The sequence below is a fragment of the Streptomyces sp. NBC_01142 genome (assembly GCF_026341125.1).
Classification (GTDB): domain Bacteria; phylum Actinomycetota; class Actinomycetes; order Streptomycetales; family Streptomycetaceae; genus Streptomyces.
Window position 1 is genome coordinate 2,513,284 of sequence record NZ_JAPEOR010000002.1, and the last position, 25,125, is coordinate 2,538,408.

Annotated in this window: 21 protein-coding genes and 1 pseudogene; 13 read left to right on the plus strand and 9 right to left on the minus strand. The window is 70.6% G+C overall.

What is annotated here, in order from left to right:
• Window positions 1-34 precede the first annotated feature (34 nt).
• The 3 genes from OG883_RS28835 (at window position 35) to OG883_RS28845 (ending at window position 2,412) form a co-directional block, all read left to right on the plus strand.
• Window positions 35-1,318, plus strand: coding sequence for a transposase (locus OG883_RS28835; protein ID WP_266546677.1), 1,284 nt, complete (start codon window positions 35-37; stop codon window positions 1,316-1,318).
• A gap of 180 nt (window positions 1,319-1,498) precedes the next feature.
• Complete coding sequence (locus OG883_RS28840; protein WP_266549531.1) at window positions 1,499-1,939, plus strand: RNA polymerase sigma factor; 441 nt, start codon at window positions 1,499-1,501, stop codon at window positions 1,937-1,939.
• Window positions 1,936-2,412, plus strand: coding sequence for a hypothetical protein (locus OG883_RS28845; protein WP_266546680.1), 477 nt, complete (start codon window positions 1,936-1,938; stop codon window positions 2,410-2,412). The genes OG883_RS28840 and OG883_RS28845 overlap by 4 nt, the downstream gene beginning before the upstream one ends.
• 123 nt (window positions 2,413-2,535) lie before the next feature.
• Here OG883_RS28845 and OG883_RS28850 read toward each other — a convergent pair whose 3' ends face one another.
• From OG883_RS28850 to OG883_RS28880, 7 genes are all read right to left on the minus strand, one after another.
• Entirely contained in the window at window positions 2,536-4,101 is a 1,566-nt protein-coding gene (locus OG883_RS28850; RefSeq protein WP_266546682.1) for an APC family permease, read from the minus strand.
• Between the two features lie 251 nt (window positions 4,102-4,352).
• On the minus strand, window positions 4,353-5,810 hold the full coding sequence (locus OG883_RS28855; protein WP_266546685.1) for an aldehyde dehydrogenase family protein: 1,458 nt from the start codon (window positions 5,808-5,810) through the stop codon (window positions 4,353-4,355).
• Window positions 5,807-7,546 carry an amidohydrolase family protein gene (locus OG883_RS28860; protein ID WP_266546688.1) on the minus strand — a complete coding sequence of 580 codons (1,740 nt, stop codon included), beginning with the start codon at window positions 7,544-7,546 and terminating at the stop codon, window positions 5,807-5,809. Before OG883_RS28860 ends, OG883_RS28855 begins: the two co-directional genes overlap by 4 nt.
• A gap of 244 nt (window positions 7,547-7,790) precedes the next feature.
• Complete coding sequence (locus tag OG883_RS28865; protein WP_266546691.1) at window positions 7,791-8,915, minus strand: LLM class flavin-dependent oxidoreductase; 1,125 nt, start codon at window positions 8,913-8,915, stop codon at window positions 7,791-7,793.
• Between the two features lie 102 nt (window positions 8,916-9,017).
• A complete protein-coding gene (locus tag OG883_RS28870) occupies window positions 9,018-9,779 on the minus strand; it encodes an SDR family NAD(P)-dependent oxidoreductase (RefSeq protein WP_266546693.1) in 762 nt (253 codons plus the stop codon).
• Window positions 9,780-9,811: 32 nt separating this feature from the next.
• A complete protein-coding gene (locus OG883_RS28875; protein WP_266549534.1) occupies window positions 9,812-10,720 on the minus strand; it encodes an LLM class F420-dependent oxidoreductase in 909 nt (302 codons plus the stop codon).
• A 180-nt stretch (window positions 10,721-10,900) separates the two neighbouring features.
• On the minus strand, window positions 10,901-11,314 hold the full coding sequence (locus tag OG883_RS28880) for a PaaI family thioesterase (protein WP_266546695.1): 414 nt from the start codon (window positions 11,312-11,314) through the stop codon (window positions 10,901-10,903).
• A gap of 123 nt (window positions 11,315-11,437) precedes the next feature.
• Between OG883_RS28880 and OG883_RS28885 the strand changes: the two genes are divergently transcribed.
• Window positions 11,438-11,827 carry a hypothetical protein gene (locus OG883_RS28885; RefSeq protein ID WP_266546698.1) on the plus strand — a complete coding sequence of 130 codons (390 nt, stop codon included), beginning with the start codon at window positions 11,438-11,440 and terminating at the stop codon, window positions 11,825-11,827.
• 211 nt (window positions 11,828-12,038) lie between these two features.
• Here the strand turns inward: OG883_RS28885 and OG883_RS28890 are convergent, their stop codons facing one another.
• Window positions 12,039-13,265: an amidohydrolase family protein gene (locus OG883_RS28890; RefSeq protein WP_266546701.1), complete on the minus strand. Its 1,227-nt coding sequence runs from the start codon at window positions 13,263-13,265 to the stop codon at window positions 12,039-12,041.
• Between the two features lie 183 nt (window positions 13,266-13,448).
• Between OG883_RS28890 and OG883_RS28895 the strand changes: the two genes are divergently transcribed.
• From OG883_RS28895 to OG883_RS28935, 9 genes and pseudogenes are all read left to right on the plus strand, one after another.
• On the plus strand, window positions 13,449-14,264 hold the full coding sequence (locus OG883_RS28895) for a polysaccharide deacetylase family protein (RefSeq protein ID WP_266546704.1): 816 nt from the start codon (window positions 13,449-13,451) through the stop codon (window positions 14,262-14,264).
• Between the two features lie 194 nt (window positions 14,265-14,458).
• Entirely contained in the window at window positions 14,459-17,404 is a 2,946-nt protein-coding gene (locus tag OG883_RS28900; RefSeq protein ID WP_266546706.1) for a BTAD domain-containing putative transcriptional regulator, read from the plus strand.
• Window positions 17,405-17,616: 212 nt separating this feature from the next.
• Window positions 17,617-17,871 carry a hypothetical protein gene (locus OG883_RS28905; protein WP_266546708.1) on the plus strand — a complete coding sequence of 85 codons (255 nt, stop codon included), beginning with the start codon at window positions 17,617-17,619 and terminating at the stop codon, window positions 17,869-17,871.
• Between the two features lie 251 nt (window positions 17,872-18,122).
• Window positions 18,123-19,658: a sensor histidine kinase gene (locus tag OG883_RS28910; RefSeq protein ID WP_266546710.1), complete on the plus strand. Its 1,536-nt coding sequence runs from the start codon at window positions 18,123-18,125 to the stop codon at window positions 19,656-19,658.
• On the plus strand, window positions 19,655-20,077 hold the full coding sequence (locus OG883_RS28915) for a roadblock/LC7 domain-containing protein (RefSeq protein ID WP_266546712.1): 423 nt from the start codon (window positions 19,655-19,657) through the stop codon (window positions 20,075-20,077). Before OG883_RS28910 ends, OG883_RS28915 begins: the two co-directional genes overlap by 4 nt.
• On the plus strand, window positions 20,074-20,433 hold the full coding sequence (locus OG883_RS28920) for a DUF742 domain-containing protein (RefSeq protein WP_266546714.1): 360 nt from the start codon (window positions 20,074-20,076) through the stop codon (window positions 20,431-20,433). The genes OG883_RS28915 and OG883_RS28920 overlap by 4 nt, the downstream gene beginning before the upstream one ends.
• Entirely contained in the window at window positions 20,408-21,025 is a 618-nt protein-coding gene (locus OG883_RS28925; protein ID WP_266546716.1) for an ATP/GTP-binding protein, read from the plus strand. Before OG883_RS28920 ends, OG883_RS28925 begins: the two co-directional genes overlap by 26 nt.
• A pseudogene (locus tag OG883_RS28930) lies at window positions 21,022-22,254 on the plus strand (cytochrome P450); the annotation flags it as partial. The gene OG883_RS28925 and the pseudogene OG883_RS28930, both read left to right, overlap by 4 nt.
• Before the next feature lie 3 nt (window positions 22,255-22,257).
• Entirely contained in the window at window positions 22,258-23,487 is a 1,230-nt protein-coding gene (locus OG883_RS28935; RefSeq protein ID WP_266549535.1) for a cytochrome P450, read from the plus strand.
• A 41-nt stretch (window positions 23,488-23,528) separates the two neighbouring features.
• On the opposite strand, the gene OG883_RS28940 is transcribed toward OG883_RS28935, so the two are convergent.
• On the minus strand, window positions 23,529-25,088 hold the full coding sequence (locus OG883_RS28940) for a FadD3 family acyl-CoA ligase (RefSeq protein ID WP_266546718.1): 1,560 nt from the start codon (window positions 25,086-25,088) through the stop codon (window positions 23,529-23,531).
• Between the last annotated feature and the right edge of the window lie 37 nt (window positions 25,089-25,125).

A 25,125-nucleotide genomic window follows, 5' to 3' on the forward strand; every position in this document is an offset into this window, starting at 1 on the left:
ATGGTGAAATAAGCCCAAATGATAGAGTGATCGCGTGCGCAGTGAACTCGCAGGGGAGAAGCGGCAGTTCGGGCACCGTGCCCGTCTGGCGCTGACGCCGGCGCAGATCCGGCTCGTGGATGATCAGGCGCACGCGGCGCGCACGATGTGGAACCTGCTGCACGACTGGTGGAAGATGCTCCCCAGGGAACAACGTTCCCTCGCCGCCGCCGATGCGGCGATACGGCAGGCCCGCAAAGAGATCGACTGGCTTGCGGTGCTCCCGGCGCAGGCCGCGCAGGCGGTATTGAAGACGTACCTCCAGGCATGGAAGAACTGCTGGGACGGCCGAGCGGATGAGCCGAACTTCAAGGCACGGTTCCGTACGGTGATGTCGGTGGACATCCCGCAGGGGCGGGACCTGAACATCACCCGCGTGCACCGTCGCTGGGGCATGGTCAACATTCCGAAGGCCGGCCGGGTCCGGTTCCGGTGGACCAAGGATCTCCCGGTCGGCAAGCGCGCCGACGCCGACAACCGGATCACCGGGGCCAGGCTGGTCAAGGACGCCCTCGGCTGGCACATCGCCTTCCGCGTCCAGACCCTTCAGTCCAAGCCGGAGCCGCACCCCGGACCGGAAGTCGGCATCGACGTCGGCGTGACCGTCCCTCTCGCCCTCTCGGACGGGAAGACCTACGACCACGGCGAGTGGCTGACCGAGAAGGAACAGGCCGAGCTGCTCCGGCTGGAGCAGCGGGCCGCGCACCGCAAGACCTTCCGCAAGCGCGGGGAGAAGCCCTCCCGGCGCCTGCGGGCAACCTACGACCAGATCCAGGCGCTTCGTGCGAGAGCCAAGCGCAGGCACCTGGAATGGCAGCACCAGACCACCACCGACATCGCCAAGAAGTACGGCGCCGTCGTGGTGGAAGCACTCAGCATCACGAACATGGTCAAGTCCGCCAAGGGCGCCATCGACCGGCCAGGGAAGAACGTCGCTCAGAAGTCCGGCCTGAACCGCTCCATCAGCCAGGAGGCATGGGGCCGTACGGTCGAGCTGCTGACGTACAAGGCAGCCCGTCATGGCGGCGCCGTGCACAAGGTTCCCGCTCCCGGAACCTCCCAGCGCTGCTCGGCCTGTGGTTTCACCACGCCAGGCAGCCGGGAGTGCCAGGCCACGTTCGTGTGCAAAAACCCTGACTGCGGCTGGTACGGCAACGCCGACCACAACGCGGCCCGGAACGTCTTGCACCTGTACCGGATCGGCCTCGTGGCGATCCCGGCTGCCGGAAGGAGCAGTCGTCAGGCGCGGAAACGCGTCAAGCCCACCACCGCAAGGTAGGAGGGAATCTCCCGGCTTCAGCCGGGAGAGCACTTCAATGGCTCAATCTGGTGCTGTACACGCCCGTGTGTCTGGCGCTGGCGGCTGCCGCACTCCATGTGTCGAGGGGTCCGAGGGAGCGGAGTGAGTGACGACGTACAGCGGCTGGTGCGGGCCGCCCAGCGCGGCGACACCCTCGCGATGAACGATCTCCTCGACATCCTCACGCCGTACGCGGGCCGCATCTGCACCCCGATCGCCCTGGCCGACGGCCCGGACGCCGTGCAGGAAACCCTGGTCGCCGTCTTTCGCGGGCTGCGCTCCCTGAAGGATCCGGCGGCGCTGTACGGGTGGGTGCGGGCGATCGCGTGCCGGGAGGCGGTCCGGGTGGCCCGCAGGTCGGCCCGTGCGGTGCCGGCCGAACTGACCACGCTGCCCCAGCGGGGCGATCCGCAGCTCGCCGCCGACATCGGGGACGTACTGACCCGGCTCTCGCCCGAGCACCGGGCCGTCCTTGTCCTGCGGGACATCGAGGGCTTCGACGAAGCGTCCGCGGCCGAGCTGCTCGGTCTGCGCGTCGGCACCGTCAAGTCGCGGCTGCACCGGGCCCGGGACTCCTTCAGGAAGGCGTGGTCGTCATGACCGTCAACTGGCCGACTGCCGACCTTGATTGCGTACGCCGGCTGTACGCACTGGCCGCGGGCGTGCGCGGTGCCCGCGTCAGCGAGCGGGAGATCGCCGCGCCGTTCGACGAGGTGTGGCCGCTGCTTGCCGACCTGGACGGCGAACTGGGCCGCCTGGTCCCGGACATGCGCCGCCTGCGGGTGGTCCGGGTGGACGGGGACCGTGTGGAGGCCGTCGCGCTCAGCCGCTTCGGCATGCGCGCCCGCTTCGACGGGGTGCGGCGTCCGGGCTGGATCTGGCTGCAGAGCCGTTTCGTACTGATCGCAGTGGCGGCCTCACCGGCGGGCAACGGCGCTGCGACCCGGGTGGCGTTCACCGGGGGCGTCCGCATCCCGGGCCGCGCGGCGCTGATCCCGGTGGGCGTTGGGCGAGCGGGCCGCCGGGTACTGGGGCGGCTCGCGACGCGCACGGATTCCGGGCGAAGCGGGTGAGGCCGCCGAACCGTCATGCCGTGGCTGTGGTGACCACCTCGTCCGGGCGCGCCACGTCGGGAGTCCCGCACGAAGAGGTTCGTGCGGGACCGGGCCCGGGCTGATCACAGGCAGGCCCCCGGCTCAGTCGGCGACGACCAACGCCGGGGTCTCCTTCTTCAGCACCTCGCCCCGGAAGAACGCCGGGCTGCGGCGCTCCGTGATGAACATGAGCACCAGGCCGAGGAGCAGCAGGCCGACGCCGATCACGAAGACCGAGCCGACTCCGAGGACCGACGAGCCGCTGCCGTACGCCGGGTCCCACATGTCGTACAGCGTCTTGCCGAAGACCGCGGTCAGCAGGACGCCGCCGAGGATCGGGCAGAAGCCCTTGTAGAGGAAGTCGCGGCCGGAGCGGAACAGGTCACGGCGGAAGTACCAGGCGCAGGCGAACGCGGTGATCGAGTAGTAGAAGCAGATCATGAGGCCGAGCGCGTAGATCGTGTCGACCAGGACGTTCTCGCTGACCAGGGTCATGACCGTGTAGAAGACGCCGGTCGCGATGCCCGCCATGACGGTGGCGCGGCCCGGGGTCTTGAAGCGCGGGTGGACCTTGGCGTACGAGGGCGGCAGGGCCTCGTACGTGGACATCGCCAGGACCGTGCGGGCGACCGGGATGAACGTGGTCTGCAGGCTGGCCGTGGCCGAGGCGAGGACGGCGATGAAGAGCAGGATGCCGAGGGCCGGGCCCATCACCGGACCGGCGAGGGCGGCGAAGACGTTGTCGGAGGTCTCCGGGTTGGCGAGGCCGAGGCCCTTGTCGCCGGAGCCGACGGCCATCTGGGCGGCTATGCCGGTGGCCAGGTAGGAGCCGACCAGGACGATCATCGCGATGAGGGCGGCGCGGCCGGGAGTCTTCTCGCTGCCGGTGGTCTCCTCGTTCGCGGTGAGGCAGGCGTCCCATCCCCAGTAGATGAAGATCGCCAGGGAGAGCCCGGCGGTGAAGGCCGAGAAGGACTCCACGGCGAAGGGGTTCATCCAGGACCAGGAGAAGTCGACGCCCGTGTCGAAGGAGCCGCTGCCCGCCTTCTGGAAGGCCATCACCACGAACAGGGCGAGGACCACGAGCTGAAGGCCGACCAGGGCGTACTGCACGCCCTTCGTGGCCGTCATGCCGCGGTAGCTGATGGCTGTCGCGACGGCGATGAGGAGGAGACAGGTGACGATGTGGACGGCCTTGTTGTCGTCCAGGGCGGCGATCGATTCACTGCTCGTGATCTCGCCGGCCAGTAGCCAGAAGTACGAAGTGGCCACACCGGCCAGGTTCGAGAGCACGATGATCGTCGCGATGACGAGACCCCAGCCGCACATCCAGCCGATGCGCGGGCCGAACGCCTTCACCGTCCAGGTGAAGGAGGTGCCGCAGTCCGGCATGGCGCGGTTGAGCTCGCGGTAGGCGAAGGCGACCAGCAGCATCGGCAGGAAGCCGGCCAGGAAGACCGCGGGCATCTGGAGGCCGACCTCGCCGGCGGTGGAGCCGAGTGTCGAGGTCAGGCAGTAGACCGGGGCGACGGTGGAGATGCCGATGACGGCGCTGCCCATGAGGCCGACGGAATTGCCGCCGAGACCCTTGTCGCGTACGCCGCCGTCGGTCGCGGCCCCGCCCCGTACCGTGTCTCCGGCCTGGGGCCGCGTTTCCGTCTGAGTCATGAAGAGGACGTTAAGTGCTGCGGTTTCCACATCCGGAGGTCGAAGGTCCGGCCACTTGATCCTTGAATTTCATGGCTCGAATCGAGGAACGGGCGATGAATGCAAGATCAAAATTGATACACGCCTACCCATCGACAGGCGCAGCCTCACTTCTTCCGGGATGCGAGAACCGCAGCACCGCACCTTTTGTCCGATTTCAAAATTTCCCGAGGCTTTCCCGAGGCCTTCTTTCAGCCAGGCCGGACGGCCTTTCAGCCGGGCCAGACGACCGCCTGGAGCTCGCTGTACGCATGCAGCGCGTACGAGCCGACATCCCGCCCCACCCCGCTCTGCTTGAACCCGCCGAACGGCGCCTCCATATTGCGGCCGATGGTGTTCACCCCGACCCCGCCCGCCCGCAGCTCCCCCGCCACCCGGAACGCGCGCGCCACATCGCCCGACCAGACGTAGTCGAGCAGGCCGTAGTCGCTGTCGTTGGCCAGCGCGACGCCCTCCTCCTCGTCGTCGAACGGGACGACCACGACCACCGGGCCGAAGATCTCCTCCCGGACGATGCGCATGTCGTTGGTGCAGTCGGCGAAGAGCGTGGGCGCGACATAGAAGCCCTTTTCCCGCGGCGGGCGTTCGCCGCCCGCGACCAGTCTGGCCCCCTCTTTCCTGCCCAGTTCGATGTACGACTCGATCCGGTCGCGGTGGGCGGCCGAGATCACCGGGCCGACCACCGTGCCCGGCGCGGCCGGGTCGCCGACCTTCATGAAGCCCAGATAGCCGGCCAGCTTCTCGATCAGCCGGTCGTGGATGCCGCGCTGCGCGATCACCCGGGTCGGGGCCGTACAGATCTGACCGCTGTAGAAGGAGAAGGTGGTGCCGATGCCCCGCACCGCCGCGTCGAGATCCGCGTCGTCGAAGACGAGGGCCGCCCCCTTGCCCCCCAGCTCCATCAGCTGCCGCTTCATCCCGCGGCCGCAGACCTCCGCGATACGCCGGCCGACCGCCGTCGAGCCGGTGAAGCTGACCATGTCCACGTCCGGGGAGTCGACCGCGGCCTCGCCGACGGCCGGTGCGGCGCCGGTCACCACATTCACCACGCCGGGCGGCAGGCCCGCCTCCGCCAGCGCCTCGGCCATCCGGTAGACGGAGAGCGGGTCCTGCGGGGCGGGCTTCACCACCACCGTGTTGCCCATCGCCAGCGCGGGCGCGACCTTGCCGGCCGGGTTGGCCCAGGGGTTGTTGTACGAGGTGATGCAGGTGACGACCCCGACCGGGCGGCGTACGGCGAGCGCCCCGAAGACGCCCGCCTTCCCCATCGGCCCGGCCGGGTTGATCTGCGGGGGCAGCCCCTGTTCGACGGGCTCCAGGGCGCCCTTCGCGTACCGCCGGAAGCGGGCCGCACCGACGGCCACCTGCATGCCGCGTGCGGTCCCGGTCGTCGCGCCGCTCTCGGCCCGGGCGAGGGCGGCGTACGGCTCGGACTCGCGCTGGATGATGTCGGCGGCCGCGTCGAGGATCCTGGCGCGCTCCTCGGGTTTCGTACGCGACCAGCTCGTGAAGGCCTCACGGGCCGCGCCGGCCGCCGCGTACACCTGGTCGCGGCTCGCCTCGGGCGCGAGGCCGACGATTTCCTCCGTGGCCGGATTGAGCACTTCGTAGTGCCCTCCGTCGGGCTCGGTCCATTCCCCGCCGATGAACAGCCGCTGTGTGTCCCTCACTTGGTGTTCACCGTCTTCGTGTCCCGGCCCGAGCGCAGCACCGTGCCCGGTACGGCCCCGGTGACCCGGTCGTCCCGTATCGTCTCGACGCCGTTGACACGCACCGACACGATGCCGATCGCCTTCGCGTCGAGGCGCGGGCTGTCACCCGGCAGGTCGTGTACGAGCGTTGCCGGGCCCGCCTCGATCCGTTCCGGGTCGAAGAGGACGAGGTCGGCGTGCCAGCCTTCCCGCACACGGCCGCGCTCGCGCAGGCCGAAGAGCTGGGCCGGGTCGTCGGTCAGCATCTTCACGGCCTCCTCCAGGCCGACGAGCCTGCGGCCGCGCAGGCAGTCGCCGAGGAAGCGGGTGGTGTACGGCGCTCCGCACATCCGGTCCAGGTGCGCGCCCGCGTCGGAGCCGCCGAGCATGACGTCCTCGTGCTGCCAGGTCTGCCGGCGCAGCTCCCAGGAGGCGGGGTCGTTGTCGGTGGGCATCGGCCACAGCACCGTACGCAGCTCGTCGTTGGCGCAGATCTCGACCAGGCACTGGAAGGCGTCCTGACCGCGCTCGGCCGCGATGTCGTTCACCACCCGCCCGCTGAGCCCCTCGTTCTCCTTGGAGTAGGTGTCGCCGATGACATAGCGGCCGAAGTGGGCGAGGCGGCGGAAGACGCCCGCTTCCCTGGAGGCGGCGCGGCGCAGCATCTCCTCCCGTACCGCCGGGTCACGGAGCTCGGCGATCCGTTCGGGGACGGGGAGGGAGAGGATGTCGCCCCAGCCGGGGATGAGGTTGAGCGCGCAGAACGTGCCCAGCGACATGTTCATCGGGGTGAGGATCGGCATGGTCAGCGCGACGATGCGGCCGCCGGACTTCCTCGCCCGCTCACTCGCCATGAGCTGGCGCGGCACGCGCTCGGGCACGGACGCGTCGATGGTGAGGACGTTCCAGTTCAGGGGCCGTCCGGCGGCGGCGGTCATCTCCACGAAGAGGTCGATCTCCTCGTCGGCGAACTGGTCCAGGCAGCCGGCAACGATCGCTTCGAGCTGGGTGCCCTCGTGCTCGGCGACGGCCCGCGACAGCGCGAGGAGCTCTTCCGGGGCGGCGTGCCGCGAGGCGACCGGTTGGCCGTCGCCGTCGGAGTGGGTGGAGGACTGAGTGGTGGACAGGCCCCACGCGCCCGCGTCCATCGCGTCGTGGAAGAGCCTGAGCATCGCCTCCAGCTGCTCGGGCGTGGGCCGGCCGCCGACCGCGTCGGGGCCCATGACATGCCGGCGCAGTGCGCAGTGGCCCACCATGAAGCCGGCGTTGACGGCGATCCGGCCCTCGAGAGCGTCCAGGTACTCGCCGAAGGTGTGCCAGTTCCAGGGGGCGCCCTCTTCCAGGGCGACCAGGGACATGCCCTCGACCTTGGACATCATGCGGCGCGTGTAGTCGGCGTCCTCGGGCCGGTCGGGGTTGAGCGGGGCGAGGGTGAAACCGCAGTTGCCGCCGGCGACGGTCGTGACGCCGTGGTTCATGGACGGAGTGGCGTACGGATCCCAGAACAGCTGCGCGTCGTAGTGGGTGTGCGGGTCGACGAACCCCGGGGTGAGGACGAGCCCGGACGCGTCCTCGCTGGTCCTCGCGTCTTCGGCGAGGGTCCCCGGCGCGGCGATGGCGGCGATGCGCCCGTCCCGTATCCCCACGTCGGCGACGTATGCGGGCGCGCCCGTCCCGTCCACGACGGTCGCCGAGCGAATGAGGTGGTCGAGCATGACGGGTCCCTTCTGTGCCTGGACAGTTCATGGTTCCGGTCTGCGCGTGGGCAGTTCATGGTTCCGGCCGGGGCACGTGCGGCAGGCCGCTGCCGACGGGTGCCCCGGCCGGAACCCGGGGACGGCGGTCCGGGAGGCCGCCGCCGTTTCTGTGGGCGGGGCGCTGTTCCCCTGCCCGCTGCTGTGCGGCCCCTCCGGCGAGGTGAGGAGCGGGGGTCCGGGGGCGGAGCCCCCGGTGTCGGCCCTACGCTCCCGCGGCCTGCCGGAACCGGGTCGTCCGGTGTACCGGGTCCGTGTCGATCTGGGGGATCACGTGCTCACCGATCAGCTTGATCGTGGTCATCGTGTCCTCGTACGAGATCCCGATCGGCAGACCGAAGGAGAGCTGGTCCGCGCCCGCCTGCTCCCAGCGCTTGCACTGCTGGAGCACCTCGCCCGGGTCGCCGCAGATCATCAGCTCCTCCGCGATGAGCAGCTCGATGATCTCCGCGCTGTACTCGGGCAGCAGCTCGGGCCACTCGGGGATGCCTTCGGGCCGCGGGAAGGTGTCGTGGTAGCGGAAGAGCAGCGACTGCAGGTAGTTGAGCCCCCCGCCGACCGCTGTCTCGACGGCCTTCTCGTGCGTCTCGGCGCAGATCGCCGTCGACGTCACCATCACGTTGTCGTTGACGAAGTCGCCGATCGCCTTCGCCTCCTTGACGGCCGTCTTGTACGACTCGACGACCCACTCCATGTCGGAGACCTTCTGCACGCTGAAGCCCAGGACGCCGAGGCCCTTCTTGCCCGCCATGGCGTACGAGGACGGGGAGCCGGCCGCGTACCACATCGCCGGGTGGGACTTCCCGTACGGCTTCGGCAGGATCTTGCGCGGCGGCAGCGACCAGTGCTTGCCCTGGAAGCCGGCGTATTCGTCCTGGAGCCACATCTTGGGGAACTCCGCGATGGTCTCTTCCCAGAGTTCCTTGGTGTGGTTCATGTCGGTGATGCCCGGCATGAAGCCGAGGATCTCGTGACTGCCGGCCCCTCGACCCGACCCGAACTCGAACCGCCCTTCGGAGAGATGGTCGAGCATGGCGACCTTCTCGGCGACCTTCACGGGGTGGTTCACCGGCGCCAGCGGGTTGAAGATGCCCGAGCCCAGATGGATCCGGTCCGTCGCGTGCGCGAGGTAGCCGAGGAACACATCGTTCGCCGACAGATGCGAGTACTCCTCCAGGAAGTGGTGCTCGGAGGCCCAGGCGTACTTGAACCCGGACGCGTCCGCCTGGATGACGTACTCGGTCTCCTCCATCAGCGCCTTGTGCTCGGCGAGCGGGTCGGTCTCGGCGCGCTTGCCGACGTATCCCTGTACAAAGATCCCGAATTCCAAGGGGGTTCACCGCCGTCCTCTGTTTCTGACGAACCGTCAGATTTGGATGTGCTCGACTGTTCCACCGCGTGGATGTGCCGTCAATAGCTACCTGACGTGCAGTCAGAAAAGGCTCACGCCGGCCAGCCAGCCACCGTCGATGACGAAGGGCTGCCCGGTGACGTACGAGGAATCGTCGCTGCTCAGGAAGAGCGCCAGCTTCGCGACCTCCTCCGGCTGCCCGACCCGGCCGAGCGGCACGAGCTTGCTGTAGAGCTCGCTGACCGCCTCCGGGTCCACGCCGCCCGGATTGCTCATCGGGGTGTCCACCGCCCCGGGGCAGACCGCGTTGACCCGGATCTTCTTCCCGGCCAGTTCCAGGGCCGCGACCCGGGTCAGTCCGAGGATCGCGTGCTTGGTCGCGGCGTAGGCACCCACGCCCGCCATGCCGGTCAGAGCCGTGTACGAGGCGGTGTTGACGATGGTGCCGCCACCGGCCGCCTCGATCTCGGGGGCGACGTTACGTATCCCGAGGAACGCCCCGACCTGGTTGACCTGCGTGATCAGCTGGAACTCCTCCAGGGGGGTGGAGACCAGTTCGTTGAAGCGGAGAATCCCGGCGTTGTTGACCAGCCCGTCGATCTTCCCGAACGCCTCCTTGGCGGCGGCCACGGCGGCGGTCCAGTCGGCCTCCCGGCCCACATCCAGATGGATGTACGCGGCAGTCGACGCGCCCAGTTCCTTGGCGAGCGCCTCGCCCTGGTCGTCCAGTACATCGGCGAGCACCACCCTGGCGCCCTCCGCCACGAAGAGCCGCGCCTCCTGCTCGCCCTGCCCGCGTGCCGCGCCGGTGATCAGGACGACACGCCCGTCGAGCTTGCCCATGCCGTTACTCCCTTGGCTGTTGAGGTGCGGAGCTAGCTGTTGAGGTGCGGGGCGACGTCGGCGGCGAATGCCGCCATCTGGTCGGTGAGCTCGGCACGGCTCCGGCTGCGGAACCGCACCTGGATCTGGCGCACTCCCATTGCTGCGTAGGCGCGCAGCGACTCGGCGAGTGCGCTGGGCTTTCCGGTGAGGGTGCGCCGCCCGACCTCCCAGGACGCGTCCCCTACGTACAGCGGCTCGGCGATGGTCCCGATCTCGATGGGTTCGATGATCCCCGCCTCTTCTCTCAGCGCCTTCAACCTGGCTATCTGAGCGGGGAGTTCGCTGCGCGGGTCGCCCTGGGGAAGCCACCCGTCCCCGCGGACGGCGGCCCGGCGCAGAGCGGCGGGCGACGACCCGCCGACCCAGAGGGGGATCTGCTGCCGGGCGGGCCTGGGGCGCTGCCCGAGGTCGCTGAAGGAGAACCGTTCGCCGGTGAACTCGGGGTACTCCTCCTGCCCCAGCGCCGCCCTGAGCGCGTCGATCGTCTCGTCGAGTACGGCCCCGCGGGCGGCGAAGTCGACCCCGAGCGCCTCGAACTCCTCCCGCACATGCCCGGCCCCGACCCCGAGCACCACCCGCCCGCCGGAGAGATGGTCCAGGGTGGCGTACTGCTTGGCGGTCACCAGGGGGTGCCGCAGCCCGACGACGGCGACATGGCTGAGCAGCAGCACCCGCTCGGTGATCCCGGCGAGAAAGGAGAGGGTGGCGACCGGGTCGTACCAGACCGTGGACATGGCTCCGGCGAGACGGCGCGGGATGGCGACGTGATCACAGCTCGCGAGGTAGGTGAACCCGGTCCGGTCGGCGGTCCTGGCGATCTCGGCGAGATCCTCGGCGCCGGCACCGGCCTCCCACGGCTCCGCGTAGATGGTGCTCTGCGACTGGATCGGGAGCTGCATTCCGTACGACAGCCGCCCCTGGGGCAGTACCTGCACCGTGCCGCCTCCTCGCCTGATCTGACGCTACGTCAACTGGCCGGACGGGGCCCATCGTCGTAGCTGACGGTTCATCAGACAAGAGGTGCGGCGGCCCGATCCCGGCCGCGACGGCTGTCGGGGCCGGCGCCAGGACCGACAGCCTCAGCCGAGCAGGGCATACACGGTGGAGGCGCGGGCGGCGACGTCGCCGGACCCGTCGGCGGTCATGGCGATGTCCGCGAACGCCATGCGCCGGCCCAGCTTGCTGATCCGTGCGTCGATCAGTACGTCCGTACCGGCGATCGCACGCTGGAAGGTGCTGGACTGCTGGACGGTCGTCATCGGCGCGAACCCGCCGAGGGCGGAGGCGACGGCGATCACGGTCGCGGTGTCCGCCGCGGCCATGAGTGCCTGACCGGAGAGCGCGCCGCCTTCCCGCGCCAGCCGGTCGGACCAGGGCAGCCGGAGTACGGCGTGCCGCTCACCGGTCTCGACGACGGACAGGGAGAGGTCGAGCACCCAGGGGGCGAAGTTGTCGGCGAGGATCTTCTCGGCTTCGGCGATCGGCAGCGTCATGCCCTGATGGTGCCGCCAGGGATCGGCGCGCCACAACACCGCGGGGCAGCCGTCTCCCGTATTCCACCCAGACGACTTGAACGTGTTCAATTATGATTCTACAGTCATGCCGGGAGGTGGGGCATGGGGACAGCGAGCTGGATTCTCAGCTGCACGGCAAGGTACGTACCGACGTGGGCCGTCGGATGGCTCTGCGCCACCGCGGCCCTCACCCACGCCGGAAGCACGCGTCCGGGCAGCGGCTCGTTCCGGGCGGAGTTCGCGGACAACGCGTCCCTCGGCGTGGCCTTCCTGCTGGGCACCGGAACCATCGCCCTCTTCGTGCTGGTGCTGCTGGCGCTCTGCAAGAAGTACGGAACCACCGCGGGCTTCCGGGCGTTGGCGGCCGGCTTCCTCGTGGTACCGCTGCTCCCGCTCGCCGTGCCGGGAGGAGCCCCGGTCGGCGTCGCGATCCTGACCCATCTCGCCTTCGCGACACTGATCATGCCGAAGCCCCCGCTGCGCGAGCCGTGACGGTCCCGCGCACGGGCGGATTCCGAGGAGGCGCCGCACGCGGGCGGGCGGACCCGAAGGGGCTCGTGCGCGGCCAGGTCCGACGTGCTCGCGCACAGGCGGACCCCGGAGTGCTCGCGCACGGCCAGGCCCCGGAGCGCTCGCGCTCGCGCGGACCTCGAAATGCGCTCGCGCGCGCCGGCGGGCGACGCCGCCTTTCACCCGGGCGCCCTCAGGCTCCCGGGCCCGCCCACAGGCCCTCGTCCGTCAGGCTCAGGAGCTCGATCGCGTTGCGGCGCACGATGCGGTCCACGACGTCCGCGTCCAGGTGACCCATCTGGCTCTCGCCGACTTCCTTCGACTTGGGCCAGGTCGAGTCCGAGTGCGGGTAGTCCGTCTCGTACAGGACGTTCCCCACCCCGACCGCGTCCAGGTTCCTCAGCCCGAACGCGTCGTCGAAGAAGCAGCCGTAGACGTGCTCGGCGAACAGCTCCGACGGCGGCCGCAGCACCTTGTCCGCCACCCCGCCCCAGCCGCGGTTCTCCTCCCACACCACGTCCGCCCGTTCCAGGATGTACGGGATCCAGCCGATCTGCCCCTCCGCGTACATGATCCTCAGGTTCGGGAAGCGCTCGAACTTGCCGCTCATCAGCCAGTCGACCATCGAGAAGCAGCAGTTGGCGAAGGTGATGGTCGACCCCACCGCCGGGGGGGCGTCCGCCGAGGTCGACGGCATCCTCGACGACGAGCCGATGTGCATCGCGATGACCGTGCCGGTCTCGTCGCAGGCCCGCAGGAACGGGTCCCACTCGTCGGTGTGGATCGAGGGCAGCCCCAGATGCGGCGGTATCTCGGAGAAGCAGACCGCCCGCACCCCCCGCGCCGCGTTCCTGCGCACCTCCGCCGCCGCCAGCTCCGCGTCCCAGAGCGGGATCAGGGCCAGCGGGATCAGCCGGCCCTGCGCCTGGGGGCCGCACCACTCCTCCACCATCCAGTCGTTGTACGCCCGCACCCCCAGCAGCCCCAGCTCGCGGTCCTTCGCCTCGGTGAAGGTCTGGCCGCAGAAGCGCGGGAAGGTCGGGAAGCAGAGCGCCGACTGGACGTGGTTGACGTCCATGTCGGCCAGCCGGTCCGGCACGCTGAACGAACCCGGCCGCATCTGCTCGTACGTGATGACCTCGAGCCTGATCTCGTCGCGGTCGTAGCCCACGGCCGTGTCGAGCCGGGTGAGCGGCCGGTGCAGATCCTCGTAGATCCACCAGTCGCCTATCGGTCCCTCCTCGCCCTTCGCGCCCATCACCGGGGCGAACTTTCCACCCAGGAAGGACATTTCCTTCAGCGGTGCCCGGACGACGCGCGGGCCGATGTCCCGGTACTTGGACGGGAGCCGGTCCTGCCAGACGTGGGGAGGCTCAACCGTGTGGTCGTCCACCGAGATGATCTTCGGGAAGGTCTCCATGCGTTCCACGGTAGCGCCAACCTGACGATCCGTCAGCTAGTGCGGCAGTCCCTGCCGTTCGGAAGCCCGTCCCACTATCAACGCCATCTATACACACCGTGTATAGTGCGACGGCGCGCACGACGGACCAGCGGCACCCGCCGTATCCCGTGCGCCCGCCGTCCACCGAGGGGGATACACGTCATGCCCAGAAACAGGATGAAACGGAAAGCCACCGCCGCGGCGATCGCGGTCGCCTCCCTCGCGCTGACCCTCGGCGGCTGCGGAATGGACACCACCTCGCCCGGCGCCGCCCGGGACCGGGCCTCCTCCGACGACAAGGCGCAGGCGCAGGCCGAGGGCCGGGGCGGCGCAGGTCAGGGCAGGGGCGTGGGCGGGGGCCCGGCCGTCGACTGCGACAAGGCCAAGTGCATAGCCCTCACCTTCGACGCCGGGCCCGGCAAGGACACCCCGAAGCTGCTCGACACGCTGAAGGCGGAGAAGGTCCCCGCGACCTTCTTCCTGCTCGGCAAGAACCACGTGCTCAAGCACCCCGACGTCGTACGCCGCATCGCGGACGAGGGCCACGAGGTGGCCAACCACACCTGGTCGCACCGCCGGCTCGACGAGCTGAAGAAGGACGAGATACGGGAAGAGCTCTCGCTCACCCAGAACGCCATAGAGAAGATCACCGGCAGCAACCCGACCCTGATGCGCCCGCCCCAGGGCCGTATCAACGACGACGTCAGCGAGGTCAGCAAGGAACTCGGCCTCGCCCAGATCCTGTGGAGCGCCACCGCCAAGGACTACTCCACCACCGACTCCGAGCTCATCAAGAGCCGGATAGTCGACCAGGCGGGGCGCGACGGCATCATCCTGCTGCACGACATCTACGACGGAACCGTCCCCGCCGTCCCTGGAATCATCAACGAGCTGAAGGAGCGCGGCTACACCTTCGTCACGGTGCCGCAACTGCTTTCGCCGGGCAGGGCGAATCCGGGAGAGGTGTACCGCCCCTGACCTCCCGCCCCTCGACAGCCCCCTGACCGGCATCGCCCCCGGGACACTCACCCGACCGAGATCGTCAACGCGGGTTAGCACGCGGCCGCACGCGGGCAGGGGCGAGGTGGAGGTGCCCCGCTGCTGACGGGGCAGCCATGAACAGGGCAGACTGTCGAGGGCGATTCCGGCAGCAGCGGGGGCAGGGGGCAGCTATGGACCGTGACAGCGGGCCACGCGTGCCGGAGCAGCGTGCTCCGGTGCAGAGCGGCGTCGTTGACCTGCGTTTCAGCGTGCTCGGCCCGGTGCGGGCATGGCGCGGTGGGGAGACTCTGCCGTCCGGCTCACCACAGCAACGCGCCCTGCTGGCCGCGCTGCTGCTGCGCGACGGCCGCACCGCGACCGCCTCCGAGCTGATCGACGCGATCTGGGGCGAGGAATCCCCTTCGCAGGCGCTCGCTGCGGTCCGTACGTACGCTTCGCGGCTGCGCAAGACGCTCGCCGCCGACGCCCTGGTCAGCGAGTCGGGCGGCTATGCCATACGGGTCAGGCGAGACGCCCTCGACCTCGCGGTGGCGCAGGAGCTGGCCGCGGAGGCGGAGAAGGCGCGCGCTGCCGGGGACCGTTGCCAGGCCCGCGTACTGATCAACAAATCGCTGGGCCTGTGGGACGGCGAGCCGCTGGCCAATGTGCCGGGGCCGTACGCCGAGACTCAGCGGGCCCGCCTGGAGGAGTGGCGTCTTCAGCTCCTGGAGACCAGGCTCGACCTCGATCTGGAGGTCGGCTGCCATGCGGAGGCGGTCTCGGAGCTGACCGCGCTCACCGCCGCGCATCCGCTGCGCGAACGGCTGCGCGAGCTGCTGATGCTGGCCCTGTACCGCAGCGGGCGGCAGGCCGAGGCGCTGGCGGTGTACGCCGACACCCGCCGACTGCTCGCCGAGGAGCTGGGCGTCGACCCGCGCCCCGAACTCTCCCGCCTCCAGCAGCGCATTCTCCAGGCCGACGAGGAACTGGCCAGGCCCAGCGAGGAGCCCACCCCGGCCCCGCAGGTCACCCGCCCCGCGCAGCTCCCCGCCACCGTGCCGGACTTCACCGGCCGCGCCGCGTTGGTACGCGAGCTGAGTGACCAACTGGCCACCGCCGAGGGCTCGGTCATGGCGGTCTCGGCGCTCGCGGGCATCGGGGGCGTCGGCAAGACGACCCTCGCCGTCCATGTGGCCCACGAGGCGCGCCCCCACTTCCCGGACGGCCAGCTGTACGTCGACCTCCAGGGCGCCGGCAACCGCGCCGCCGATCCCGAGACGGTCCTGGGCGCCTTCCTGCGCGCCCTCGGCACCGCGGACTCCGCCATTCCGGACTCCCTGGACGAACGGGCCGCGCTCTACCGCTCGACGCTGGACGGCCTGCGCATCCTGCTCCTCCTCGACAACGCGCGCGACGCGGCCCAGATCCGCCCGCTGCTGCCCGGCACGGCGGGCTGCGCGGCACTGGTCACCAGCCGGGTCCGGATGGTCGACCTGGCGGGCGCGCATCTTGTCGACCTGGATGTGATGTCGCCGGAGGAGGCACTGCAGCTCTTCACCAAGATCGTGGGCAAGGAGCGGGTCACCTCCGAGCGCGAGGCGGCGCTCGATGTGGTCGCGGCGTGCGGGTTCCTGCCGCTCGCGATCCGTATCGCGGCCTCGCGGCTCGCGGCCCGCCGCACCTGGACGGTCTCGGTGCTGGCCGCGAAGCTCGCCGACGAGCGCCGCCGCCTGGACGAGCTCCAGGCGGGCGACCTCGCGGTGAAGGCCACGTTCGAACTCGGCTACGGCCAGCTGGAGCCGGCCCAGGCCCGCGCGTTCCGCCTCCTGGGCCTCGCCGACGGCCCGGACATCTCGCTCGCCGCGGCGGCCGCGGTGCTCGACCTGCCGCCCCAGGAGACGGAGGACCTGCTGGAAGCGCTGGTCGACACCTCCCTGCTGGAGTCGGCGGCACCGGGCAGGTACCGCTACCACGATCTCGTACGGCTCTACGCGCGTGCCTGCGCGGAGAGGGACGAAGAGCCGTCGGCGGACCGGGAGTCGGCGCTGTCGCGGCTGCTGGACTTCTATCTGGCGACGGCGGCGAGGGTGTACGCGATAGAGCGCCCGGGCGACCGTACGGTCGCGCACCTGGAGCCGACCCAGTACCCCGGCCGGGAGTTCACCGCGGACGGCGAAGCCCTGGACTGGCTGCACACCGAAGCTGCCTGCCTGCTGGCCTGTGTGCAGCAGGCACTGCGGCCGGGCACCCTGCGCCGGGCGGTCGACCTGCTGCTGGCCTGCAAGGATCTCGCGGAGTCCGGAGCGAGTTCGCGCCGGTACGAGACCGCGACGATCGCCGCCAGGGAGGCAGCCGGCGCCGCGGGTGACGCACGCGCCGAGGGCCGCGCCCGTACGACGCTCACCCAGGTGTACAGCACAGCCGGACGCTTCGACGAAGCCGATGCCGAAGCTGCCAGGGCGACCGCCCTGGGGCATGCCGCCGACGACCCGTGGACCACCAGTAACGCTCCCAATGAGCAGGGCATCATCGCCATCTGCAGGAACGAGCACAGCGACGGCGAGGCCTTCCTCCTCAAGGCGATCGACGCCTTCCGCGCCGACGGCAACCGGCCGGGCGAGGCCAGCGCGCTGTGCAACCTCTCCCGGATCCTGGTGTCGATGGGCCGTACCGACGGTGCCGTGCAGCTGGCCCAGCAGGGGATGGCCATCTACGACGAGCTGGGGATGACCCTGCGGCTCGCCAACGCGAAGTACGCACTGGGGATCGCCCTGTCCCATGCCGGGCGCCGGGCCGAGGCGCTGGAGGAACTCCTCCAGGCCCAGGACGTGTTCGCGGAGAACCGGCAGCGCCTGTGGGAGGGCACGGCCTGCTACCGCATCGCCGAGGTGCATCTGACGGCCCACCGCTCCGCCCAGGCGGCGCAGTACGCGGAGCAGGCACTGGCCATCGGCTGTATCGGCGGGGAGTGGATGCGTGCCAACGTTCTGACGGTGCTGGGCAAGGCTCTGAACCGGCTGGGGCAGACGGGCCGTGCGCAGGCGTGCTGGCGTGAGGCACTGACCATTCATGAGCAGTCCGGCGCGGGAGAGGCCAACGAGTTGCGCACCCTGCTCTCCCCGCTGGCAGCCGCCTGAGTCCGGCGGTGCAGGGCGTTCATCGAACGTTTATGGACGGCTGACATTCTCTTTCCATGGACCCGTCGCGTCGGGGGGCAGACGGGTTGCCATGGGCCTCACGAGCTATGGTGAGCGGCCCTAAGACGCCCGTTCGGCAGCCCTCGGGGGAGTTGCCGAACGGGCGTCTCTCTCCCACCACAAGCACCATCAATTCCTCAGGAGTTGCAGCCATGAGCCAAGCCGGGCAGAACGAGGACATCACCACTCTGGACAGCCACGCGCCCGCCCCGGGCAAGGACGGCATCAAGGCGATGGACAGCCACGCGCCGGCCCCGCCCAAGGACGCCATCACCACCATGGACAGCCACGCGCCCGCTCCGCCCAAGGACGGCATCAAGGCGATGGACAGCCACGCGCCGGCTCCGCCCAAGGACGGCATCACGACGATGGACAGCCACGCGCCGGCTCCGCCCATCAAGCCCTGAACGAACTGTTACCGGGGGGCGCGGCCGCGACGGCCTGGAGGGGAGGCCGTCGCGGCCGCGGCATGTTCAGCCACCGTCCTGTGACTGTGTCCTGACACACACTCTGACACTTCGGACAGAAGTGGCCCCGCCTCGGACAATTCCAAAAGGATCTTGCTCCAAAACGGTGCGCGACCGGTCGATGGCAGTGTGTACTGGGCGGGCCGCCCTCACGGCGGCCTCACACACCTGCCCTCCCCGAGGTCTAATCGATGATCGAGATACCGGACCTGGCCGCCGGCGGCCTGGCCGCCGGGACCCTGTCGGCATTCGTACTGGGGGGCGGACTGCTGCGGTCCCGCCGGCAACGGGCCCGGCAGCGCGAGGAGATCGCCACCCTGCGGTCCCATCTGGACGTCGCCCGGCAGGAAGTCGGCCGCGCTGCCCAGGCGTTCACCGCAGAAGTCGTCCATCTGGCGAAGCAGCGCATCCCGGCCGAGGCCACCCGCGCCGCCCACCCGCACATCCAGGTGCCCGGCACCCTGCACCCCGAGCTCGCCGGCACCGAACTGGCCTCGGGTCTGGACGGCGTCCTCGAAGGACTCCTGACCGCGATGGCGCAGGAGCGCAAACGTGTCGACGCCGCCGCCCGCGCGGGTATGCGCGGCGCCACCCGCGAGATCCAGGCCGGTCTCTACCGGCTGCAGGACGTGCTGCGCGGGCTCCAACAGCGCTACGACGACCCTGAGCTGGCCCAGACCCTCTTCGCCCTCGACCACGAGAACGAGCAGTCCCTGCGCCGCGCGCAGGTGGCCGCCGTGGTCTGCGGGGCCTGGGTGGGACTGGCCCGTGAGGAGTCCCACCTCGTGGAGGCGGTGACCGGCGGCCAGTCCCGGCTCGTCGGCTACCACCGGGTCCAGGTCCACAACCACCTGGAGGGGGGCACCGCGCTCGTCTCGCACGCCGTCGAGCCGGTCGCCATCATCGTCGCCGAGCTGCTCGACAACGCGCTGCGGCACTCCTCGCCGGACACCACCGTCGCGGTGAACCTCGAACGTGCCCACCACGGCGTCTCCGTCACCATCGACGACGCCGGTGTCGGCATGGCCGCGGACGAACGGGCCTACGCACAGCGGATGGTGGCCGGCCGCGACCCGATCCTGCTGTCCGAACTCGGCGACCCGCCCCGGATGGGACTGGCCGCGATCGGCCAGCTGACACGGCAGTTCGACCTGTCCGTCGATCTGTCCACGCCCTCGCCCTACGGTGGCGTCCGCGCGGTACTGCTGGTCAAGAACCACCTCCTCAGCCATATCGACCCGGCCCAGCGCCCACCCGCCGCCAGCGCCCCGCGCTCCACGCGCCAGGCCGCGCTGGCCGGTCGGCGGACGGAGGCATCCGTCGAAGAGGGCCCCACCACGGCCCGTCTCGCCCTCGATCCGAAGCAGCCCGGCGCAGGCGTCCCCGCAGGCGTCCCCGCACGGGCCACGCGCGGCACCGCCGCGGTCCCCCACGAGCCCGCGGCGTCCGCACCGGCGCCGTCGGCACCCGCGACGTCCGCGGCGGACGGTGACGTACTGCCCCAGCGCCGCCGCCGTGCCCGCGCCGACGCCCTGCCCGACGCTCGGTCCGACACCCCGCCCGGCACCCGGCCCAACGCCCTGCCCGACGCCCTGCCCGGACAGGCGTCGCCCCCGTCGCCCGCGCGGACCCCCGAGGAGGCCGCCGCCGCGCTCGGCGCCCTCCAGGCCGGAACCGCCCGTGCACGAACCGCCCTCGATCCCACCGAAGGGAACGCCCCCCGATGACCAGCCGCGACCCCGGCGACACGGCATGGGTGCTCGACCCGATCCTGGAGATCCCGCATGTGCGGGCCGCCGTCCTGCTCACCCGGGACGGCCTCGTCTCCGGATACTCCGCGGCGCTGTCACAGGCCTCCGCCGAGCGCACCGCCGCCATCACCAGCACCGTGCAGGGCGCGTGCCGTACCGCCGCGGCCGCCTTCGCGGACCAGGACAACGCGGAAGTACGCCAGGTGGTCATCGAGTCCGACCACGGCTACATCCTGGTCGCGCCCACCGCGCACGGCACCTGCGTGGCCGCCTTCGGCGATCCCGAGGTACGCCTCGACCTGCTCGCCCACCGGGTCCACTCGCAGGTGGCCCGGCTCGGCGAGAAGGCGATGGCCGCCGCGCCCCGCGGAGCCGATGGCGGCACCGAGGGATGACCGGCCGCCGGAGCGGCCGCCCCCTGGTCCCCGCCTATCTGTCCACCGGCGGGGTCGCGCGGCCCAGCCGCAACAGCCTGGAGCGCCTCTCGGTGCTGACGGGGGGCGGCGGGCCGATCCCCGCCGAACTCCCGGCCGCCCAGCACACCTTGCTGGACACGCTGGACGGGGGTTCGCTCACCGTGGTGGAGACCGCGGCCCTGCTGGAGCTGCCGGTCTCCGCCGTACGCGTCCTCGCCGCCGATCTGATCGACCAGGGGCTGGTGAGCGCCCGCCCGCCGGTCCCCTTCGCCGCCCAGCCCGACCGTGACCTGTTGAAGAGAGTCGCCGATGGCCTCCGCGCCCTCAAGCTGTAGCGCCTCAAGCCCCAGCGGCCTGCACCTGCCGGACAGCGCCCGTGAACTGGTGAAGATCCTGGTGGCAGGCCCCTTCGGGGTCGGCAAGACCACACTCATCGACTCGGTTTCCGAGATCCGGCCGCTGCACACCGAAGAGCAGCTGACCGAGGCGTCCGTGTCGGTGGACGACCTCGCCGGCGTACGGGACAAGTCGACGACCACCGTCGCCATCGACTTCGGACGGATCTCGCTTGCCGGGGGGATCGTGCTGTATCTGTTCGGCACGCCCGGTCAGGAGCGCTTCCGCTCCCTGTGGGCGGACATCGCCTACGGGGCGCTCGGCGCGCTCGTCCTGGTCGACACCCGCCGTATCGACGACTCGTTCGACGTCCTCGGTCTGGTGGAGGAGACGGGACTGCCCTACGCGGTCGCGCTCAACACCTTCCCCGACTCCAGGCCCTACACCGAGGAGCAGCTGCGCCGCTCCCTCGACCTGGAGCCCGGCACACCGATGGTGACCTGCGACGCACGCGACACCAACGCCTCCATCGACGCGCTGCTCGCCCTCGTCCAGCACCTGATCGCCCGCAACAGCCCGGAGACCTGGTGAACAGCTACCCCGCCCCCGCAGACGCCTTCACCCTGTCCGCGCCGGTCCGGCTCTGGGAGGACGGCTTCGCCGCCGACCCGCACAGCTACTACGCGACGCTGAAGGCCCAGGGCCCCATCGGCTGGGCGGAGCTGGCGCCCGGTATCCCCGCGTACGTCGTCACCGACCGCCGCGCGGCCCTCGATCTGCTGCACGACGCCGAGACCTGGTCGCACGACCCCAGGCCCTGGGAGTCCACGGTCGCCGAGGACTCACCGATCCTCGGCATGATGCGGTGGCGGCCCAACACCCTCTTCGCCGACGGCGATGCGCACATCCGCTACCGTCGCACCCTGGTCGACGCCTTCGACCTGGTGGAGCCGCACGACCTGCGCGAGCGAGTGCACCGCGCGGTGGACATCCTGGTGTCCCGGTTCGGCCCCGAGGGCCGTGCCGACCTCGTCGCCGGCTTCGCCCGCCCGCTGATGGCGCTGATCTTCAACAACCTCTTCGGGCTGCCGGACAGCGAGAGCGGACGCCTCAACGACTCGCTCGGCCAGATGATGGAGGGCGGAGCCCAGTCCGCGCAGGGCGAGGCCGAGTACGGCCGGTACGTCCTCGAACTCATCGCCGCCAAGAGCGCCCAGCGGGGCGATGACCTGACCAGCTGGCTGCTCGACCACCCCCTCGCCCTCACCCCCGAGGAAGTCACCTGGCAGGTCTTCCTCACCCTCGGCGCCGGCCATGAGCCCACCGCGAACCTCGTCTCCAACGCGCTGTCCCGCATCCTGGGCAATCCCGCGTACTACTCCACCCTCACCAGCGGCTCACGCCCCGTCATGGACGCGGTCGTCGAGGTGCTGCGGTACGAGACCCCGCTGTCGAACTACGGCATCCACTTCGCCCGCGAGTCGCTCAGCTTCCACGGCGTCTGGGTGCAGGCCGCGATCCCGGTCGTCGTCTCCTACGGCGCGCTCGGGCACTTCGCCGAGAAGGAGTTCGCCGGGGCCCACCACCCGCACGACGCCTCGCATCTGTCGTGGTCGGCCGGTGAACACGCCTGCCCCGTCAAGCAGCACACCCTGCTGATCGCCACCGAAGCCATCGAACGGCTCACCCAGTGGCTCCCCGACCTGGAGCCCACCACCCCGCGCGAGCGCCTCGCCTGGCGTCCGGGGCCCTTCCACCGTTCCCTGACGGCGCTGCCCGTCCGCTTCACCCCCCGTACCCCCGACCAGCCAGGGAGACCGAGCATGACCGTGTCCACCCGCGTGGCCCTCGACCCGTTCGGCGCCGACATCCCCGCCGAGAGCGCCCGGCTGCGCGCGCTCGGCCCCGTGGTGCCCGTCGAGCTGCCGGGCGGCATACCCGCCTGGGCGCCCACCGGCTACGACACCCTCAAGACCCTGATCCTGGACTCCCGGATCAGCAGGGACCCGCGCAAGCACTGGTCGCTCTGGCCCGAGCTCGGCGAACACCCCGCCTGGGGCTGGATCCTGGGCTGGGTCGGCGTGGTCAACATGCTGTCCACATACGGCCCCGACCACACCCGGCTGCGCAAGCTCGTCGCGCCCAGCTTCACCGCCCGCCGTACCGAGGCGATGCGCACCCGGGTGGAACAGATCACCGCCGAGCTGCTCGAGGGCCTCGGCACCGCGGGGGCCTCCGGCGACGTGGTCGACGTACGGGCCGGTTACGCCCACCCGCTGCCCATGCGCCTGATCTGCGAGCTGTTCGGCGTCCCCGAGGAGCTGCGCGAGGACACCGGCCGGCTGATCGCCGCCATCATGGACACCTCCGACCCCAGCCCGGAGCATGCCGCGTCCGTCCAGCGGCAGATCGGCACCGTGCTGCCCGCCCTCATCGGCTACAAGAGCGAGCACCCGGGCGACGACATGACCACCGAGCTCATCAAGGTCCGCGACGAGGACGGCGACCGGCTCAGCGACGAGGAGCTCCTCTACACCCTGCTGCTGGTCATCGGCGCCGGATTCGAGACCACGGTCAACCTCATCGGCAACGCCGTCGTGGCTCTCCTCCAGCACCCCGATCAGCTCGCCGCCGTACGCTCCGGCGAGATCGGCTGGGACGCCGTCGTCGACGAGGTCCTGCGCGTCCACCCCTCCATCGCCAGCCTCCCGCTGCGCTTCGCGGTCACCGACATCACCGTCGACGGGGTGACCATCCCGGCGGGCGACGCCATCGTCACCACCTACGCGGCGGCGGGGTACGACCCCGAGCACTACGGCCCCGACTCCACGGAGTTCGACGCCACGCGCGGAGCCGACGACCACCTCGCCTTCGGCATCGGTGTACATCGCTGCATCGGCGCCCCGCTCGCCCGGATGGAGGCCCTCACCGCGCTTCCGGCGCTCTTCGAGCGCTACCCGGACCTCCGGCTGGCGGCCGAGCCCGGCGAACTGCGGCAGGTGCCGTCGTTCATCGCGTACGGCTGGCAGGAGATCCCGGTCCGGCTGCGGTAACGCGGCAGCCGCGCTGTCCTCGGCCGCCGGACGGGCTGATGTCAGCCGGAAACCCGCCGCAGTTCCGTCTTCAGGACCTTCCCGCTCGCGTTCCTCGGCAGCTCGCTCACGAACTCCACCTCCCTCGGCACCTTGTAGTTCGCCATCTCCCGGCGCGACCAGGCGATCAGATCGTCCGCCGTGAGGGTCGCGCCCCGGTGCCGTACCGCGTACGCCTTTCCCACCTCGCCGAGCCGCGGATCCGGGACGCCGATGACGGCGATCTCCGCGATCTCCGGGTGCAGCCCGAGCAGTTGCTCGATCTCCGCCGGGTAGGCGTTGAACCCGCCGACGATGAACATGTCCTTGATCCGGTCGGTGATCCGGAGATTTCCCTCCCCGTCCAGTACGCCGACGTCGCCCGTGCGCAGCCAGCCGTCTTCCGTGATCGTCCGGGCTGTGCCGTCCGGGTCCTCGAAGTAGCCCTGCATCACGTTGTGTCCGCGTACCAGGACCTCGCCCGGCTCGCCCGTGTCCGCGAGCACGCGGACCTCTGTACCGGGGATGGCGCGGCCGGAGGTGGAGGCGATCGTTCTGGGATCGTCGCCGCGGCGGCACATGGTGACGATGCCGCTCGCCTCGGAGAGGCCGTACGCGGTGAGGACGGTGGCGATGCCCAGTTCGCCGCGCAGCCGCTCGACCAGCCGGAGGGGGACGACCGCCGCACCGGTGACGACGAGACGCAGCGCGCTCAGATCGTGCCGGCCGCGGGCCGGGTGGTCGAGCAGGGACTGGTGGAGGGTGGGCGGTCCGGGCAGCACCGATATCCGCTCGGCCGCGATATTGGCCAGCACGGTGTCCACGTTGAAGACCGGCTGCGGCACCATCGTCGCCCCCCGGGTCAGACAGGCGATGATGCCCGCCTTGTAGCCGAAGGTGTGGAAGAAGGGGTTCACGATCAGATAGCGGTCGCCCTCGCGCAGTCCGGCGAGCTCGCTCCAGGCGTCGTAGCAGCGCAGTGTCTGCGCGTGGGTGATGACGGCGCCCTTGGGGCTGCCTGTGGTGCCCGAGGTGAAGACGATGTCCGAGGGCGCGGAGGGGACCACCGAGTCCGCGCGGGTGCGGACCTCGGCCGCCGGGATGCTGTCACCGCCCGCCAGGAAGTCCTTCCAGGTACGGAAGTCCTCGGGAGCGCTGTCCGCCAGCACCACCACCTCCTCCAGGTGCGGCAGGTCCACGTCCGCGCGGCGCAGGGACGCGACGTACGACGTCCCCAGGAACGTGCCCGTGATGAAGAGCAGTCTGGCGCGGCTGCGCTGGAGGACGTACGCCGCCTCACCGCCCTTGAAGCGGGTGTTCAGCGGCACCAGAACCGCCCCGGCCGTCACCGCACCCAGCGCCGAGACGATCCAGTCCAGGGTGTTCGGCGCCCAGAGCGCGACCCGGTCGCCCGGTTCGACGCCGGACGCCATGCACGCGGCGGCGGCACGCTCGACCCGCTCGCCCAGTTCGGCGTACGAGATGCGGGTACGGCCCTCGACGACGGCCTCGCGCCCGCCGTACCGTTCGGCAGCGCTCCGTACCAGCTTCGGGATGGTGCCCCATTCCAGGTCGCCGCGCATCGCTCGCCCTCCCACCGGTCCCGCCAACTTAGCTGAC

Coding starts and splice junctions, on each gene's coding strand:
- OG883_RS28840 (WP_266549531.1), top strand. CDS start 1,499: ATGAACGATCTCCTCGACATCCTCACGCCGTACGCGGGCCGCATCTGC.
- OG883_RS28845 (WP_266546680.1), top strand. CDS start 1,936: ATGACCGTCAACTGGCCGACTGCCGACCTTGATTGCGTACGCCGGCTG.
- OG883_RS28850 (WP_266546682.1), bottom strand. CDS start 4,101: ATGACTCAGACGGAAACGCGGCCCCAGGCCGGAGACACGGTACGGGGC.
- OG883_RS28860 (WP_266546688.1), bottom strand. CDS start 7,546: ATGCTCGACCACCTCATTCGCTCGGCGACCGTCGTGGACGGGACGGGC.
- OG883_RS28870 (WP_266546693.1), bottom strand. CDS start 9,779: ATGGGCAAGCTCGACGGGCGTGTCGTCCTGATCACCGGCGCGGCACGC.
- OG883_RS28875 (WP_266549534.1), bottom strand. CDS start 10,720: ATGCAGCTCCCGATCCAGTCGCAGAGCACCATCTACGCGGAGCCGTGG.
- OG883_RS28880 (WP_266546695.1), bottom strand. CDS start 11,314: ATGACGCTGCCGATCGCCGAAGCCGAGAAGATCCTCGCCGACAACTTC.
- OG883_RS28885 (WP_266546698.1), top strand. CDS start 11,438: ATGGGGACAGCGAGCTGGATTCTCAGCTGCACGGCAAGGTACGTACCG.
- OG883_RS28890 (WP_266546701.1), bottom strand. CDS start 13,265: ATGGAGACCTTCCCGAAGATCATCTCGGTGGACGACCACACGGTTGAG.
- OG883_RS28895 (WP_266546704.1), top strand. CDS start 13,449: ATGCCCAGAAACAGGATGAAACGGAAAGCCACCGCCGCGGCGATCGCG.
- OG883_RS28900 (WP_266546706.1), top strand. CDS start 14,459: ATGGACCGTGACAGCGGGCCACGCGTGCCGGAGCAGCGTGCTCCGGTG.
- OG883_RS28905 (WP_266546708.1), top strand. CDS start 17,617: ATGAGCCAAGCCGGGCAGAACGAGGACATCACCACTCTGGACAGCCAC.
- OG883_RS28910 (WP_266546710.1), top strand. CDS start 18,123: ATGATCGAGATACCGGACCTGGCCGCCGGCGGCCTGGCCGCCGGGACC.
- OG883_RS28915 (WP_266546712.1), top strand. CDS start 19,655: ATGACCAGCCGCGACCCCGGCGACACGGCATGGGTGCTCGACCCGATC.
- OG883_RS28920 (WP_266546714.1), top strand. CDS start 20,074: ATGACCGGCCGCCGGAGCGGCCGCCCCCTGGTCCCCGCCTATCTGTCC.
- OG883_RS28925 (WP_266546716.1), top strand. CDS start 20,408: ATGGCCTCCGCGCCCTCAAGCTGTAGCGCCTCAAGCCCCAGCGGCCTG.
- OG883_RS28935 (WP_266549535.1), top strand. CDS start 22,258: ATGACCGTGTCCACCCGCGTGGCCCTCGACCCGTTCGGCGCCGACATC.
- OG883_RS28940 (WP_266546718.1), bottom strand. CDS start 25,088: ATGCGCGGCGACCTGGAATGGGGCACCATCCCGAAGCTGGTACGGAGC.